15 protein-coding genes and 1 tRNA gene are annotated in these 16,906 nt (G+C 68.7%); 15 read left to right on the forward strand and 1 reads right to left on the reverse strand.

Features of this window, described 5'->3' with window-relative positions:
• Nucleotides 1–36: 36 nt before the first annotated feature.
• The 4 genes from KA248_07755 to KA248_07770 all read left to right on the forward strand — a co-directional run bounded on the left by KA248_07755 (nt 37) and on the right by KA248_07770 (nt 4,068).
• Nucleotides 37–1,245: a zinc-binding dehydrogenase gene (locus KA248_07755; GenBank protein MBP7829797.1), complete on the forward strand. Its 1,209-nt coding sequence runs from the start codon at nt 37–39 to the stop codon at nt 1,243–1,245.
• A complete protein-coding gene (locus KA248_07760; protein MBP7829798.1) occupies nt 1,242–2,804 on the forward strand; it encodes a glycosyltransferase family 39 protein in 1,563 nt (520 codons plus the stop codon). The genes KA248_07755 and KA248_07760 overlap by 4 nt, the downstream gene beginning before the upstream one ends.
• Nucleotides 2,801–3,061, forward strand: a complete 261-nt coding sequence (locus KA248_07765) for a hypothetical protein (GenBank protein ID MBP7829799.1) — start codon at nt 2,801–2,803, stop codon at nt 3,059–3,061. Before KA248_07760 ends, KA248_07765 begins: the two co-directional genes overlap by 4 nt.
• A gap of 143 nt (nt 3,062–3,204) precedes the next feature.
• Entirely contained in the window at nt 3,205–4,068 is an 864-nt protein-coding gene (locus KA248_07770; GenBank protein ID MBP7829800.1) for a polyprenyl synthetase family protein, read from the forward strand.
• 723 nt (nt 4,069–4,791) lie between these two features.
• Here the strand turns inward: KA248_07770 and purU are convergent.
• Entirely contained in the window at nt 4,792–5,646 is an 855-nt protein-coding gene (gene purU / locus KA248_07775) for a formyltetrahydrofolate deformylase (GenBank protein ID MBP7829801.1), read from the reverse strand.
• Nucleotides 5,647–5,697: 51 nt separating this feature from the next.
• Between purU and gnd the strand changes: the two genes are divergently transcribed.
• The 11 genes from gnd to KA248_07830 form a co-directional block, all read left to right on the forward strand.
• Complete coding sequence (gene gnd / locus KA248_07780) at nt 5,698–7,149, forward strand: decarboxylating NADP(+)-dependent phosphogluconate dehydrogenase (GenBank protein MBP7829802.1); 1,452 nt, start codon at nt 5,698–5,700, stop codon at nt 7,147–7,149.
• Nucleotides 7,139–8,251 (forward strand): hypothetical protein, encoded by a 1,113-nt coding sequence (locus tag KA248_07785; GenBank protein MBP7829803.1) that lies wholly within the window; start codon nt 7,139–7,141, stop codon nt 8,249–8,251. The genes gnd and KA248_07785 overlap by 11 nt, the downstream gene beginning before the upstream one ends.
• Before the next feature lie 77 nt (nt 8,252–8,328).
• A complete protein-coding gene (locus KA248_07790) occupies nt 8,329–9,762 on the forward strand; it encodes a nodulation protein NfeD (GenBank protein ID MBP7829804.1) in 1,434 nt (477 codons plus the stop codon).
• Nucleotides 9,763–9,764: 2 nt separating this feature from the next.
• Nucleotides 9,765–10,262, forward strand: coding sequence for a hypothetical protein (locus tag KA248_07795; protein ID MBP7829805.1), 498 nt, complete (start codon nt 9,765–9,767; stop codon nt 10,260–10,262).
• A complete protein-coding gene (locus KA248_07800) occupies nt 10,259–11,455 on the forward strand; it encodes a hypothetical protein (GenBank protein ID MBP7829806.1) in 1,197 nt (398 codons plus the stop codon). Before KA248_07795 ends, KA248_07800 begins: the two co-directional genes overlap by 4 nt.
• 24 nt (nt 11,456–11,479) lie before the next feature.
• On the forward strand, nt 11,480–12,505 hold the full coding sequence (gene floA, locus KA248_07805; protein MBP7829807.1) for a flotillin-like protein FloA: 1,026 nt from the start codon (nt 11,480–11,482) through the stop codon (nt 12,503–12,505).
• Nucleotides 12,506–12,533: 28 nt separating this feature from the next.
• Nucleotides 12,534–13,136: a hypothetical protein gene (locus KA248_07810; protein MBP7829808.1), complete on the forward strand. Its 603-nt coding sequence runs from the start codon at nt 12,534–12,536 to the stop codon at nt 13,134–13,136.
• A gap of 74 nt (nt 13,137–13,210) precedes the next feature.
• A tRNA-Leu gene (locus tag KA248_07815) sits at nt 13,211–13,293 on the forward strand.
• Between the two features lie 74 nt (nt 13,294–13,367).
• Nucleotides 13,368–15,722, forward strand: a complete 2,355-nt coding sequence (locus KA248_07820) for a hypothetical protein (GenBank protein MBP7829809.1) — start codon at nt 13,368–13,370, stop codon at nt 15,720–15,722.
• Between the two features lie 60 nt (nt 15,723–15,782).
• Complete coding sequence (locus KA248_07825) at nt 15,783–16,295, forward strand: flavin reductase family protein (GenBank protein ID MBP7829810.1); 513 nt, start codon at nt 15,783–15,785, stop codon at nt 16,293–16,295.
• A gap of 10 nt (nt 16,296–16,305) precedes the next feature.
• Nucleotides 16,306–16,906 (forward strand): radical SAM protein (locus tag KA248_07830; protein MBP7829811.1); only part of this gene is annotated, 601 nt, incomplete at its 3' end.

A 16,906-nucleotide genomic window follows, 5' to 3' on the forward strand; every position in this document is an offset into this window, starting at 1 on the left:
GCTCGCCGCGACGCCGCGGGATGCTACTCTGCCGGCATGGTCACCGCGCTGGTCTATGAGCGATCCGTGCCGCGCTACCTGCTGGCCCGCTTGCTGGGCCGGCTCTGGCCCCGCCGCTTTTTCCCTGCGCTGGCCCCTTTGCGGCTGGCCGCGTACGAGCCGAAAGCCCCGGCGGGCTGGATCCGGCTCCGTGCCCGGCTCTGCGGAATCTGCGGCTCTGATCTCCAGCTTCTCCGAGGAGACGAATCCTTCCTCATGGAGCCGTACGCGTCCTTCCCGTTCGTGCCCGGCCACGAAATCGCGGCCGAGGTCGTCGAGGCGCCCGCCGGCGCGGAGTGGAAACCCGGGGACCGGGTCGCCGTCGAACCCGTGCTCTGCTGCGAAGTGCGCGGCCTGCCGCCCTGCCCCGCCTGCGCCCGCGGGGAGTACCACCTCTGCGACAACTTCACGCGCGGCAACTTGCCGCCGGGAATCTCATTGGGCTACACGGCCGGGCCCGGCGGGGGGATGGCGGAAGAATTCTTCGCCCACCCGCGCCAGCTCGTGCGGCTGCCGGATGCGCTGGACGATAAAATGGCCGTACTGACCGATTCCCTCGCCTGCGCCCTGCAGGCGGTCCTGCCTCGCTTCCCCGCCGACGACCAATCCGTGATCGTCTACGGGGCGGGCATCCTGGGCCAGCATATCGTCCGCCTGCTGCGGGCCCTGGGCTCTCGGGCGCGCGTGTTCGTGATCGCGCGGCACGAGTTCCAGAAAGCCGCGGCGATCGCCGGCGGGGCGACCGAAGCGCTGCGGGCGCCCTCCCGCCGCGAACTGGCGGAACGGCTCGGCGGCCGATTCCTGCCCACGACGCTGGGCGGCGGCGCGGTCGAAGGGCAAGCGGACCTGTTTTTCGACTGCGTGGGCACCGCCGCCTCGATCCAGGAGGGCTTGCTGCAACTCAAACCGCGCGGGCAACTGGTACTCATCGCCTCCTCGGCCGGGCTGCGCTCGCTGGACGTGTCGCCGATCTGGTTCCGCGAGATTCGAATCACCGGTTCCGCCCTCTGCGGCCTCACCGAGTTTCGCGGCGAAACGCGGCGCACGTACGACCGCGCGACGGAACTTCTGGCAGGCCGGCCGGGCCCCTGGCGTGAACTGGTGACGCATGTGTTCCCCCTGCGAAAGTACGCGGACGCCTTCCGCGCGGCCTTCGACAAGCGACGATTCCACAGTATGAAGGTGGCGTTGGATTCCCGGGCATGAGTTCCGCCCAACCCAGCGGCCGCCGGTTCGATCCCTGGCTGCTCCTGATCCTGGCCGCGGCGGCCTTCCTGCTGTTTTACCGCCTCGATCACCGCCCGTTCTGGCAGGACGAGGCGGAGACCGCGTGCCTCGCCCGCAACGTCCTGCGGTTCGGGCTGCCGCTCGCCTTCGACGGCGTGAACCTGGTCTCGCAAGAGGAGAACCGCGAGTTCGGCCCGGATCATGTCTGGCGCTGGTCGCCCTGGCTGCAGATCCTGATCATGGCCGGCTCATTCCGCCTCGGCGGCGAGACGACGCTGGCCGGGCGCCTGCCCTTCGCCCTGTGCGGCTGGCTCACGCTCTGGCTGCTCTACCGATGGGTACGCCGCGAATCCGGCGACGCGGCCTGGGCGAGGTTGAGCGCGGCGCTGCTGGCGCTCTCGGTCCCCTTCCTGCTTTTCGCCCGGCAGGGCCGGTACACGGGCCCGGCGATGCTGCTCACGATGCTTATCGTCCCGGCCTTCTTCCAGCCCTCCGGGGGCCGTCTCGCCGCCGGCGTGGCGGCGCTCGGGGCGCTGTTCCACCTGAACTACATCGTCTTCGCCGCCCTGCTCGGCGGGCTGATCCCCGTTGTCTGGCTTGAGCGGAAAAAATGGACCGCCCTTCAGTTGGCCCTCTCGGCTGCCGGATTGCTTCTGCTGATCGCGCCCGGGTTCTGGTGGTACCGCATCGGCTCGCGCGCGGGGTTGATGGACTGGGGCGGCATGCCCCTCCGCCTTCTTCGGAATGCGACCGCGCTGCTTCAATTCGTCGTGCCCCTGCCGTTCGTCGCCTTCCTGCTCTATCGATGGAGAAAAGAACCGCTCGCCGGCGAGGCGCTGGCGCGCCGGCTGCTGCTGCTCATCGGCGGCGGTCTCGCGGCGGCCAGCCTCGCGCCCCGCGAGTACTTCCGCTATCTCGTTCCCCTCCTCCCGCTCGGCACCGTCGTCAGCGCCTGGGCCGTGCGGACCGCGTGGGCTTCGCATCGGATCGTCGCGGTCTCGCTGGGCGGCCTGCTGGCCTTCACCAACTGGGTGCACCTTGTGCCGATGCAGTGGCTGGGGATATCCTTCCGCCCATGGCACAACGACGCGAACATGCTGACACATCCCAATTTTCCGCCGAAGCTGTTCCTCGCCGAACTGCGCCGGGGCTATCCGGACGTCAACGCCGCGCTGATCGCATTTCTGGACCGCGAGGCCCGGCCGGGCGACACGGTGCTGGCGACGTACGGCGACCTGCCCCTCCAGTTCTACACGGCCTGCCGCATAGTCGGCGGCCTGCAGGGCCCGCCGCCGATACCCGTCGAGAAGCCCGACTGGGTGATCGTGCGCCGGCGCACTTTCCTGACCCGCGACAACGACCTGCCCGCCGCCCGCCGGCAGGCCGACGCCCTGGACCTGGCGCGGGACTACGACGAGATCGCGTTGCCCGCGCCGGACGAGCCGTTCGGTAACCGGCCGGACCCTTATCACCACCATTTCATCCCGCCGCGTGAACCCTACAAGCCGGCGATCGTCTACCGGAGAAAGGGCCCATGAAACGGGAAGGACTGTTGCTCGGAGCCGGCCTGATCCTGCTGGCCCTGTGCGGGGCGGCGCAAACCCCCGAGATCACCCGCAGGCTCCATCCCGCCGGATTCATTGCCGGCGAGTTGAACCGGCTCGAGCGCGAGCGGGTCCGGGTGCGGGATTCGTTCATGGTCCTCCCGCAGACGGAAGGCCGCGACCGGCGTCTCGAAGAAGACCTGGCCGAACTCGACCGAATGCAGGAACGACTCTATTCCCATGCGCCGTGACGCGCGAGCCGCAAAGGCAGCGGCGTGAGCAGGGAATGCCCGAGCGACCGTAATCCTTACGCGCGGATTCCGGGTTCGCCTGCCCCCTTCACAGGAGCGGTGGAATCGGGTAGATTTCAACCATGTTTGACGTGGGGCCCTACATGGCCGCGCACCGCGCGCGGATCGACAAGGAGCTGGACCGGTACCTGCCGCCGGCCAACACGCGGCCCGCCGTGCTTCACGAGGCCATGCGGTACAGCGTATTCGCGGGCGGCAAACGGCTGCGGCCGATTCTCTGCGTGGCCGCCTGCGAGGCCGTATGCGGCTCCGCCGAGCCCGCGTGGCTCCCCGCGTCGGCCCTCGAGCTGCTCCACACCTACACGCTGATCCACGACGATCTGCCCGCGATGGACAACGACACGCTCCGGCGCGGCAAGCCGACCTGCCACGTGCAATACGGCGAGGCCAACGCCATTCTCGCCGGGGACGCGCTGCTGACGATGGCCTTCGAGTGGATGGCGCGCAGCCTGCCGCCGCCGCCTTACCAGCCGGGACACTACGTGCTCGAACTGGCGGAGGCCGCGGGCAGCATCGGCGTCATCGGCGGGCAGGTCGAGGACCTGGCCGCCGAGGGCCAGCCGGCGACCGCCGCCCTGGTCGAGCACATTCACCAGCGCAAGACCGGCGCGCTGATCCGGGCCTCGCTGCGGATCGGGGCGGCCGCGGGCGGAGCCGGCGAGGAAGAGTTCATGGCCCTGACCCAATACGGAGAAGACCTCGGGCTCGCCTACCAGATCACCGATGACATCCTGGACGCGACCGCCACCACGGAGGCGCTGGGCAAGACCGCCGGCAGCGACCGGCAGCGCAAGAAATGCACGTGGGTCGCGGTGCACGGGCTGGAGAGCGCATGGAACAAGGCCCAGACCCTGGCCGCGCGCGCCGCGGAGGCCCTCAAGCTGCTCCATCGCAAGGCCGAGACCCTCAAGGCGCTCGCCCACTTTCTGGTCAACCGGGATTCCTGATAGCCATCCGGCGATGCACCAAGCCGTGCGTTTATGCGGCATCGCCTCGATAAACACATACAGGGGGCACTGTCATTCGCTCACGAGAGGCGATGCCCATGCCGCTCGATCCCTAGGCCATACTTTGTAAAGTATGGCCTAGGCACCCCATGTCTCGGCACGTGTTGTATCTCCGCATCCGCTTTATGGCAGGATAGTTACGTCATGTTCAGGCATGCTTTTTTGTGAAAACTAGCTGCGCCTGACCCTAGGCCATACTTTGCAAAGTATGGCCTAGGGTGATGTCCCGAAAAGAACCTGGCTCTAATCGTGTCGCGCGGCTGGCCCGGTGGGAGCGGCAGGTTGTGAAGCGCCGCGCAGGGTCCAGCCTTCCAACCTCTTGTTCACCCGCGAGACAGGCTCGCGGGGCCCTCTCCGTGCATGAGGACCTCCGGGACACGAGGCCTGGATGAATTCACCATCACAGACAAGAAGGGCCGCCTGATGGGACTCATACCAAATCCGGGTGAATGCGGGTAGATTTCGGGCTCGCAGGAGCTCGCCCCTCCATGATTCCTGCCACTGGAGGGCGGAGCTCTGCGACGCCGTTCGTACCGCCTCTCACCCGTACCTGGTATCAAGGGCGTGCATGTCGTCCAGGAGCGATCGGGTTCGAAAAGCCCCCAAGCCGGGGCCAGAGCCGGCACGCCTATGCGGAAAGTTCCGCGACGCCCAGGGCCGCCGTCAGAAGATAACGGTCTTGTTGTTGTAGACGAGGACCTTTTTCTGGAGATGCCACAACACCGCCCGGGCCAGCACGATTTTCTCCAGATCCTGGCCCTGCCGCACGAGATCCGCGACCGTCTGCCGGTGCGAGACGCGCACGACGTCCTGCTCGATGATCGGCCCCTCGTCGAGGCGCTCCGTCACGTAGTGGGCCGTGGCGCCAACGATCTTCACGCCGCGCGCGTGCGCCGAGTGGTACGGCTTCGCACCCGGGAACGCCGGGAGGAAGGAGTGATGAATGTTGATGATCCGGTTCGGGAACCGCCGCACGAATTCGCCGGACAGGATCTGCATGTAGCGGGCCAGCACGACAGTGTCCACCCGCTCCGCCTCCAGGAGCCGCAGTTCCTGCTCCTCCAGCGCCGCCCGGCTGTCCTTGTTCACGGGCACGAGGTGGAACGGGATGCCGAAGCGCTCGGCCGCCGGCCGCAGGTCGGAATGGTTGCCGATGACCAGCGGAATGTCCGCGTCCAGTTCGCCGGCCTCGTGGCGCGCGAGCAGGTCGTAGAGGCAATGGGATTGGGTCGAGACGAAGATCGCCACGCGCGGCCGCCGGTCGGAAAAGAACAGCTGCCAGTCCATGCGCCGCGGCGCGGCGAGCCGCGCCAAGGCCTCGCCCAGCCGCTCGCGGGGGATCCGGAACCCCTCCAGTTCCCATTCCACCCGGGCAAAAAAAACGTTCTGCTCGACATCCACATGCTGATCGAGATGCAGTATATTGCCGTTCTCGGCGGCGATGAATCCCGACAGGGCGGCCACGATGCCCCGCTGGTCGGGGCAGGAAATCAGCAGAATGGCGGTGTTCGGATTCATGATATGTTGTTATTTTAGTCCAACGGGTACGACCTGCAAGGAGCAATGCGCATGAGCACGGCGGATATCGGCTTGATCGGGCTGGCGGTAATGGGCGAGAACCTGATCCTGAACATGGAGAGCCGCGGCTTCACCGTCGCCTGCTACAACCGGACCGCCGCCCGGGTCGAGGCCTTCGTGCAGGGCCGCGCCCGGGGGAAAAAGATCGTCGGCTGCGTCACGCTCGCGGACTTCTGCCGCGCCCTGCGCCGGCCCCGCAAGGTGATGCTGATGATCAAGGCCGGCGCGGCGGTGGACCAGCAGATCGAGGCGCTGCTCCCCCTGCTGGAGCCCGGGGACCTGATCGTGGACGGGGGCAACAGCCTCTTCACCGACACCCGGCGCCGCGCGCAGGCGCTCGCCGCCCGCGGCCTGCTGTTCGCCGGCACGGGCGTGTCCGGCGGCGAGGAGGGCGCGCTGACCGGCCCCAGCATCATGCCCGGCGGCCACGCGGAGGCCTGGCCGCTGCTGCAGCCGATCTTCCAGGCCATCGCCGCCCGCGTGGACGGCACCCCGTGCTGCGAGTGGATCGGCGCGGACGGCGCCGGGCACTTCGTGAAGATGGTCCACAACGGCATCGAGTACGGCGACATGCAGATGATCGCCGAGGCCTACGCGCTGCTCCGGGACGCCCTCGGGCTTTCGGCCGACGAACTCTCCGCCGTCTTCCGCGAGTGGAACGCCGGCGAACTGAACAGCTACCTGGTCGAGATCACGGCGGACATCCTCGCCCGGAAAGACGAGGAGACCGGCCGCCCGCTGCTCGACCTCATCCTCGACACGGCCGGGCAGAAAGGCACGGGCAAGTGGACCAGCCAGGCCGCGCTCGACCTCGGCGCGGCGGCGCCGACCATGGCGGAGGCCGTCTTCGCCCGGTGCCTCTCGGCTCTCAAGGACGAGCGGGTCGCCGCCTCCGGGCTCCTGGCCGGCCCCGCGAGGAAGCCCGTCGGCCGGCGGGCGACCTTCATCAAGGACGTGCGCCGGGCGCTGTACGCCAGCAAGATCTGCTCCTACGCGCAGGGCTTCCAGCTCATGCGCGCCGCGGCAGCGGAATACGCCTGGTCGCTGAACTACGGGCCCATCGCCATGATCTGGCGCGGCGGGTGCATCATCCGCGCGCAGTTCCTCGGCCGGATCAAGGACGCGTTCGGTAAACAGCCGGACCTGCCCAATTTGCTCGTGGCGCCGTATTTCCAGAAGGCGCTCAAGCGCTGCCAGGGCGGCTGGCGTCGCGCGGTCGCCGCGGCGGTCAAGCTCGGCATCCCGGTCCCCGCCTTCTCCAGCGCGCTCGCCTACTATGACGCCTACCGGAGCGAGCAGTTGCCGGCCAATCTCCTGCAAGCCCAACGGGATTACTTCGGAGCCCATACCTATGAACGCATCGACAAACCGCGCGGCGAGTTCTTCCACACCAACTGGACGGGGCGCGGCGGCACGACCGCCTCGACGACCTATGTCGTCTAAAAGGATCGTCCTGCCGGTCGCCCTCGTCCTCCTGGCCGGGGCCGCGGACGCGCGCACCTGGACCAGCCGGTCGGGCTCGCAGATCGAGGCCGAACTGGAATCCGTGCAGGGCGACTTCGTCGTGCTCCGGGCGGCCGACGGGCGGCAGTTCAAGATCCAAAGCGCCCAGTTGAGCGACGCGGACCAGACCTTCATCGCCGGTAGCGCGGCCGCCCCGGCGCCCGTCCCCGGGGCGGCGCCGACGGCAGCGCCCGCGGCCGCGCCCCCCCCGGCCGATACCGGCGCCGCGCCGGATCCCGCCACCGCCTGGCTCGCCTGCGCGGCGCCGGACCCGCTGCCGACGAGCCAGTTCCCGGGCCTCGTGGCCACGAACCTCCCGCGCATGATGCTCTTCGGCCTCCAGTACGGACCGGCCAAGACGGACGTCCTCTATGGCGCCTTCGAGTCGCCCGATCCGCAGCAGCCGCCCTCCGCGCTCCACCTCTACAGCCCGGAGGCAGAGGGCTACTCGCGGACGGTCACGCTCCAGGGCCTTCGCCGGAAGGTCGGCGAAGCCCGCGTGACGGGATACAAGGACGTCCGGCTCAAGGCCGCCTTCGGCGACGTCCAGATGAGCACCACGCTGGAGTTCATCTGCGGCATCGGCCGGAGCGACACGATCATGCTGATGGCCCCCGTGCAACTCGCGCGGGGCGGCCAGTCGACCTCGTTCCTGCTCGGCGGCTACCTCAACAACGACGCCGTGTACGGGGCCGGCTCGATCAACGCCATGCCCCTGCTCGGCCGGCCCTCGCTGGAGGTGAAGACGTGGATGATGCACGGCCCCGTGCTGACCGGGTTCTGCCAGGTGGGCAAGTTGAGCCTCATCCCCGGGACCGGCATGGCCTCCACCCTCGCCATCGAGGTCGCGGAACGCGAGTCGGGCCGGGTGCTCGACCGGCTCAAGGCGGAATTCAACGAAAAGAAATTCGAGGCCGGGCAGCCGGACCGGACCATTAACCAGGCGCTCAAGCTGGAACCGGGCAAGAAGGTCCAGGTGAAATCCGTCATGGACCTGGGCCCGCTCCTCGGCAAGGCGGAAAAGACCTCGAACTTCTATTGAGCCCGGGGAATTCTGTTGCGATTGCAGCCCGGGAAGAAAACGACTATGGTTCGCGACGGAAGGAAGGGGAACCGACCATGAACTCCCTGCTGAAGACCGCGTGCCTGCTGGCCCTGGCCCTGCCGCTGGCCGGTCCCGCGCCGGCGCAGGAAATCGTCGAGCAACCCGACGCCGGCGTCGTCTACACGATCCCCATCCGCGGGATGATCGAGCCGGCCCTGCTCTACGTGATCCGGCGCGGCGTTCGGGAGGCCGAGGAGGCGAACGCCCGCGCGATCGTGTTCGTCATGGACACGCCAGGCGGCACCGTGGACGCGGCAGGGGACATCGTGAAAACGATCACCGGCCTGAAGATCCCCTCCTATACCTTCGTGGAGAACCACGCCTTTTCGGCGGGCGCGATCATCGCGCTCGCCACGAAAAACATCTACATGGCCCCCGGCTCGATCATCGGCGACGCCATGCCCATACTCTCCACCCCCTTCGGCGGCGTTCAGGAGATGTCCGAGGACCTCAAGGAAAAATCCGTCGCCGCCGTGGCCGCGATCATCCGGACCGCCGCCGAGGCCGGCGGCCATGACAAGGAGCTCGCCGAGAAAATGGTCCGCCGCGAGCTGGAGTTCAAGATCGGCGACGAGATCATCAGCCCGGAGGGCCAGTTGCTGACGCTGACCAACGTCGAGGCCGAGCGGCCGGTCGGCGATCCGCCCCGCCCGCTGCTCTCCAGCGGGACGGTGGACGATCTGGACACCCTGTTGAGAGAGGTGGGCCTGCAGGACGCCGCGGTCCGCAACCTGGAGGTCACGTCCGCCGAGCGGGTGGCCCGGTTCATCGCGGCGCTGGCGCCCCTGTTCCTGATCGGCGGGCTGCTGGGCATTTACATCGAGATCAAGACGCCGGGCTTCGGGCTGCCCGGCATCCTGGGCATCCTTTCGCTGGCCATCTTTTTTTGGGGCCACCACATCGCCGGGCTGGCGGGGATGGAGGAGGTGCTGATCTTCGCGGTCGGCGTGCTGCTGCTGGCCGCGGAGCTGTTCCTGATCCCCGGCTTTGGCGCGGTGGGCATCGCCGGCATCGCGCTGATCCTGTGGGCCCTGCTGGGCGCGATGATCCAGCGTTATCCCGGCGCCCCATGGCTGCCGGCCTGGGACCAGGTCCAGGCGCCGCTGCTGAAACTCTCGATCGCCCTGATCGGCAGCGCGGCCATCGCCGCACTGATCGCCCGGCTGCTGCCCTCCTCGCCGCTGTTCGGCCGCCTCGTGCTATCCGCCGCCACGCGCCGGTCCGAGGGGTTCGCGGCGGCGGCCGACACGCCCTCGCTCGTCGGCCAGCCGGGCACGGCGGTCACGCCGCTGCGGCCCGCGGGCACGGCCCTGTTCGGCGAGCGCCGGATTGACGTGGTCACGTCCGGGGAATACATTGACGCGGGTTCCGGCGTGCGTGTCGTCGAGTGCCACGGGCACCGGGTGGTCGTCGAGGCCGACGCGAAGAATACGCCGGGCGGAGTTTAAACATGGACCCAACCATTCTCCTGTACGTCATCCTGCTGGCGGCCGGGCTGTTCCTGGTGGGCGTGGAAATCTTCGTCCCCGGAGGCATCATCGGGGCCCTTGGGGCCCTTTCCCTGGTCGCGGCCATGTTCATCGGGTTCAAGGCCTTTGATCCGCCCTGGGGCCTCGTCAGCGCGGTCGGCATCATCCTCCTCGCCGGCGTCGGCACCGCGTTGTGGATTCGCTTTTTCCCAAGGACCGCCGCCGGGCGCCACCTGACTCTCTCCAGCGACGGCCGCGAGTTCAAGGCGGCCCCGGCCGCACTCAAGGCGCTGGTAGGCCAGGAGGGACTGACCCACACCGCGCTCCGTCCGGGCGGGATCGCTACGATCGGGGACCGCCGCGTGGACGTGATCGCCGAGGGCAACTGGATCGAGGCCGGGCGGCGGATACGGGTGGTGCAGGTCGAGGGCCCCCGGGTCGTGGTGCGCGAACTGCCGGAAACCGAAAAGGCATCATGAAAATCTTCGCCGGCATCCTGGGGACAGTCCTGGCCGTGTCCGCGGCCGCGGCCCCTTTGAGCTTCCAAAGGACCGAGCAGTTCATCCTGGACGAGAACCAGTCCCTCACGAACGAACTCTGGCTGGTCACCGCGGCGGCCGATATCCGGGGCGTGATCGCGGACGACCTGTTCGCCGTCGGCGGCACACTCCTCGTCGCCGGGGACCTGGGCCGCGACGTCTGGGCGCTCGGCAAGGAAGTGGATTTCACCGGGCGGGCGGCGGGCCACACCCGGATCGCCGGCAGCGTCCTGGATATCCGCGGCACCGCGAACGGCAACCTGATCGCGTTCGGGCGCTCGGTGAGCATGACCGCCGGAAGCGCGGTGAACGGGGACGCAGTGCTCGCGGGCGAGGATGTCGTCGTCGAGGGCCGGATCGGGGGCCGCGCGCAGATCTACGCCAAGCGCCTCACCTTGAGCGGCCGTTTCGAGAACATGGTCCGCGTGTTCGCGGAGGATATCGTCGTGCATCCCGGCACGGAAATCCGGGGCGACCTGGAGTACACGGCGCCGCGCGACCTGATCCTGGACCAGCGGGTCGTGTTGGCCGGGCAGTTGATCCGCAAGGAGCCACTCATCCCGACCCCGTCGACGAGCCTGCGCGAGGTGATTTCCGCGCAGATGCTCCTTTTCTCGGCGGCCCTGCTGGTCGCCATGCCCTTCCTGGCCGTCTTCCCGCGGTACGCGGGCCGCTCGGTGCGCCTGCTGCGCGGGTCGGCCTGGAAGTGCGCCCTCGCCGGGTTCGCCGCATTCGCGCTGTTCCCCATGGCCATCCTGATCCTGCCGTTCACGATCGTCGGCCTGCCCTTGGGCGTGATGCTGCTCCTCGCCTTCCTGCTGCTCCTCTACTTGAGCAAGTTCATCGTCGCGCTGGCGCTGGGCGGATGGCTCCTCCGGCGGCGCGGCCCGGCGCCTTTCTGGCGCGCGTTGTCCACGCTGGCCTTCGGCCTGGTCCTGCTCTACGTCCTGGTCAGCCTGCCGGGTATCGGCCTGGCCGCGTGGCTGCTGACCCTGTGCCTGGGGCTGGGCAGCCTGCTGTTGTCCGTCTTTTTGCCGGCGCCGGAGGAACCTCCCGCGCCGCCGCCGCTGCCGTCCCCCGGGGCCGTCCCCCCCGCGCCGCCGCCCCTGCCCCCTTCCATGGAGAACCCGTAACATTGAACAAGGAGTGAGACTGCCATGCTAAGCCAAGTCGTGACCGTGCTGTTCGTCCTGCTCGCCCTCGCGGTACTGATCCTCATCGGGTTGTTCTTCTACTTCCTGAAGGTCTGGATCCGCGCCGCGATGTCCGGCGCCCGCGTGAGCCTGTTCAACCTCGTCGGCATGAAGCTGCGCCGCGTGCCGCCCACGCTGATCGTCGACGCGCGCATCCGCATGGTGAAGGCCGGGATGGACCTGCAAACAGATCCCCTCGAGGCCCACTACCTCGCCGGCGGCAACGTGATCAACGTCGTCCAGGCCCTGATCGCGGCCGACAAGGCCAACATCGACTTGAGCTTCCAGCGGGCCGCCGCCATCGACCTGGCGGGCCGCGACGTCTACGACGCCGTGCGCACGAGCGTGAATCCCAAGGTCATCGACTGCCCCGATCCGGCCAAGGGCACCGCCATGCTCGACGCCGTGGCCAAGGACGGCATCCGCCTCCTGGTCAAGGCCCGCGTGACCGTGCGGGCGAACCTCGAGCGGCTCGTCGGCGGCGCGACCGAGGACACGATTATCGCCCGCGTCGGCCAGGGCATCGTCAGCGCCATCGGCTCGTCCGTCTCCTACAAGGATGTCCTGGAGAACCCCGACCATATCAGCCGCAAGGTGCTCGACAGCGGGCTGGACTCCCAGACCGCCTTCGAGATCGTATCCATCGACATCGCGGACATCAGCGTTGCCGGCACGGGCGCGCGGGACGTCGCCAACGTCGGCGCCATGCTCGAGACCGAGCGCGCCGAGGCGGACAAGAAGCTGCGCCAGGCGGAGGCCGAGGGTCGCCGGGCCATGGCCATCGCGGCCGAGCAGGAGATGCGCGCCCGCGTGCAGGAAATGCAGGCCAAGGTCGTCGAGGCCCAGGCCGAGATCCCGCAGGCCATCGGCCACGCCATGCGCGCCGGCAAGCTGGGCGTCATGGACCTGATGCGCATGCAGAACATCATGGCCGACACCTCCATGCGGGAGTCCCTCGCCGAGGGCGGCCATGAAACGCCCAAGAGCTGAACCGCGTGAAACCCCGGGAGACCGGTAGGTGAAACACCTGTTGGCAGGCGGAGCGGAAGAGGGCCTTTTCTGGTTCGTCATGGCCATCATATGGGTCGTGGTCCAGATCGTCTCGCGGGTCACGAAGAAGCAGTTGCGTCGCGGCACGCCGCCGCGGCCGGCCCCGGCCGCGGAGAAGACGGAATCCAGCCTGGAGGAATTCCTCCGCTCGCTGGGGGCCGAGCCGATGCTCCCGCCCAAGCCGGTGCAGGAGCCGGAGCCGATGCCCCAGGCCGCGCCGGAACCGGAACCCGTCCCGGCCATCCGCGTACGCAAGCGCCGGGCCCCGCGGCCCCTCGCGCCCGCCGCGCCCGCGGGGGAGCCTCCGCCCGTTGTCGCCCTGCCCCGCCTGGCGCCCGAGGCCGGCGTCATGGCGGAGGGCAAGCGGATGCGCGGGATGATGGTCATCCCGAAGATCCCCGTCGTACGGGTCCAAGGACTCCGCGTGCCGGCCCTGGCCTTCGGCGGCAACACGGTCAGCAATGTACAGGCTGGATCGAATCGTTTCCCGCTCAAGGGGCGCGAGGCCCTGCGCCAGGCGATGCTGCACCGCCTGATCCTCGAGCCGCCACACTACGCTTCCGGCCCCTGACGATCCCCGCTTTCCGGAATTTCACCGCGCGCTTGCACCCTGTGGCAGGAAGCATTATAAGCACTCCATTCGCGGCCGGAGTGGCGGAATGGCAGACGCACTGGACTCAAAATCCAGCGCCTTCACGGGCGTGAGGGTTCAACTCCCTCCTCCGGCACCCACCGCACCATTGTATCATTCGGCATTATGACCACTGCTGACGCGAAATCCACGAGCATGCCGCACGATCCCATGTTCAGGTCTTCTCGCGCGCTTCCCGCAGCGGTGCGCACCGGCAACGACCGGTTCGACGGCTTGTACGCGCTCGCGATCGAGGAACTCCGCCAGAACTCGGTCGAGGCCATCCGGGACGGCGCGTACGACGAAGGTCGGCCCATCCCCCTGCACGCCTTCCAGACCGGCGCGCAGTGGCCCTATGTCTGGACGCGCGACCTCGCCTACGCCGTGCACCTGGCCCTCGCGCAGGCCGATCCGCCGCGCGCGGCGGCCTCGCTGCTGTTCAAGACCAGCCGGCTCAAACCGGCCGTCCGCGGCGGCTTCCCGCACCAGATCGTCCAGGACACCGGCTCCGGCGGCAGCTACCCGATCAGCACGGACCGCGTGGTCTGGCTGATGGGCGCGTGGGAACTGCTCGACTACCTCGACGAGCCGGAACGCGGCGTCTTCCTGGCCCGCATCTACCCCTTCGTCCGCGACACGATCGAGCAGGACCGGCGGCTGATCCATGACCCGGAAGACGGCTTGTACCGCGGCGAGCAGTCGTTTCTCGACTGGCGCGAGCAGACCTATCCCCCCTGGACCGCGGACTCGGTCCTGCCGATCGGACTATCCAAGGCCTTCGGGACCAACGTGCTCCATTTTCACATGCTCGACCGGGGCGCGCTCCTCGCCGCGCAGGCAGGGACGGCCGGGGAAGCCGCGCGTTACCGTGCATGGGCCGACCAGTTGAGAACGGATGTCCGGCGTGGGTTCTTCGATCCGGACGCCGGCTTGCACGCGGCCTACCTGTTCTCCGACGGCGCGACGCCGGTCAGGGTCCCTCGCCGCGACCTGCTGGGCGAATCGCTGGCGATTTTATTCGGGGTGATCGGACCGGACGAGGCCCGCGGGATCACCGAACGCTACCCGACCGGACCGCACGGCCCGCCGGTGGTTTGGCCGCAGGAACGCTCCGTGCCGATCTATCACAACAACGCGATCTGGCCGTTCGTCACCGCGTACTGGATGCTGGCCGCACGCAAGGCCGGGAATGCGGAGGCCGCCGCGGGCGCCATGGATTCGCTTGTCCGCGGCGCGGTGCGGCATCGGTCCAACATGGAGAACCTCGATTTCGTCAGCGGGCAGGCTCACGCGGAAAGCCACGGGATCGCCGGCCCTGTGATCAACTCGGAGCGGCAACTCTGGTCCGTCGCCGGCTACCTGGCGATGGTCCAGAAGGTGCTCTTCGGGCTCGAGACCGGGCGCGACGGTATCCGCTTCGATCCGTTCCTCCCGGCGCGCGTCCGCCGCGACCTCTTCCCCTGCTCGAACACGCTTTCGTTGAACGGGTTCCGATACCGGGGCAAGCGCATCGACATCGAGCTGCGCCTGCCCGCCGGCGAGGCGCCGGAAGACGGCGTGTACCGCTTCGAGCGCGCCACGCTGAACGGCCGGCCCGTCCCCTCCGGCCTCGTCGCCGCCCGGGACCTGGCACCGGTCAACTCCTGGACGCTCCACCTGGCGGCAGTTCCGGCGAAAGCGTCGGGCGTTCATCGCGTGGACGTCACGGACCGGCGCGCGCTGTTCGGTCCGGGCACGCCACGATGGGCGGACTCGGGAATCATGGAAACCGGCGGCCGGCTGACGCTGCACTTCGCGCCGGGCGACGACACGCCGGTCACGTTCACGATATTCCGGGATGGCGCGCTCGCCGCCGAGGGCGTCACGGACACGTCGTGGACCGATCCCGAACCCGGCGATATCCGCGGCCGCCTCCGCTTTTACGCTGTGTGCGCCGTGGATCGCGAAAGCGGCAACGCTTCGCACCTCACACCCTCCCGGTATTTCCTTGGCGCCGGCGAGCGGCATGTCCTGCCCGCGCGCGAGTTCCAACTTGTCGGCGGACGGCTCGCGGACGGCGAGCGCGTCGCCGACTGGGGGGCGCCGGGCGACGAGATCCGGGCCGGCCCGTTCGGTCCCCGGCAGCGCGGCCGGTTCCGCGTGCGCGCGCGATACGCCAACGGGACCTGCCCCATCAACACGGGCATCACCTGCGGGGTCAAGCGACTGGACGTGCTGGACGCGCGCACGGGCGGCCTGCGGGCTTCGGGGTACCTGCTGATGCCCGGTCTCGGCGAAGGGGCCTGGAACCGGTTCGAGTGGTCGTCGCCGGTCCACGCCGACCTCGATCCGGACAACGCGTACGTGTTCCGCTTTTACGAAGACGAGGTCTCGCGCAACATGAGCAGCCTGGAGCACAACCGGCGCTACACGGCCCTGCCGGGCGGCGGGCCGGACGCGTGCAACCGCGTGGACCTCGCGGCCATCGAGGTCCTGTACCTCGGCCCGCCTCCTGACCGGCCAGCCGGAGCGCGTGGGCAGACTTGACCCGAAGGACGCGACCGGGCAAAGGATAGGGCACAAACCGCGAATCCAGGAGCGCCGACCATGCAAACTCCCTGTCCCGTCGAACAGGCGTTGAAGCGGAAGTACCCGGAGCCCGTGGTCCTGGTGACGACGCGCGACGCGGACGGCAAGGCCAACGTCATGGCCGCCGCCTGGGTCTGCTTCGCATCGAGCGAGCCCTGGATGTTCCTGCTGGGCATCGACGCCGAAGCCAGAACGTACGAAGTTATCGTCCAGACCCGGCAATTCGTCGTGGCGTTCCCCCACGAGGGCATGGCCCGGGAGACGCTTTTCGCCGGCACGCATCACGGGCACGGGATCGACAAGTTCAAGGAAACCGGCCTGGCCATGCAGGACGCCGCGGCCGTCCGCGCGCCGCTGCTCGCGGACGCGATCGCCAACTTCGAGTGCGAACTGGTGGAAATCTACCAGCCCGGCGACTGCCCGCTGGTCGCCGGCAAGGTCGTCGCGGCGCATGTGAACCCGGACGCCGATCTCCGCCGCCTCTGCCTCGTGGGGCCCGATTATCGGTTGGGCGGCACGCGGCTTTTGTAGCGCACATGGCATGAGAATCCTGCTTGTCACGCCGCCCCTGCTGCAGTTCAACACACCCTACCCGGCCACGCCGGCGCTAGCCGCCTTCCTGGCTTCGCGCGGAATCCGGGTGTCGCAGGCGGACGCGTCGCTGGAGCTCGTTCTCCGCCTGTTCTCCGGGCCGGGCCTCCGGGCCGCGGCGGCGGCGGCCCGCCGGAGCCGCCATCCGTCCGTCCGCCATTTTCTGTCGCACGTTCAGGTCTATGCCGCCAGCGTGGAGCCGGTGGTCCGCTTCCTGCAGGGCCGACGACCTGACCTGGCACGACGCATAGCCGCGCGGCGATGGCTGCCGGAAGGCCCACGCTTTGCGCAGGCGGATCCGTTCGACCTCGACCCATTGCCGCTCGCCGACCGGGCCCGCTACGTGGCCAGCTTATACATCGACGACCTGGCCGACGCCTTCCGCGAGGGCGTGGACCCGCGCTTCGGCCTGGCACGCTACGCGGAACGGCTCGCTGGCCGGGCCTCCTCTTTCGCGCCGATTCGCCGAGCGCTGGAAGGCCGGCCCACCCTCGTGGACCGCATGATCGATGACATCGCCCGAAAGTTGATTCGCAGGCATCGGCCGGACC

It is taken from the genome of Kiritimatiellia bacterium, assembly GCA_018001225.1.
In the GTDB taxonomy this organism is placed as follows: domain Bacteria; phylum Verrucomicrobiota; class Kiritimatiellia; order CAIQIC01; family JAGNIJ01; genus JAGNIJ01.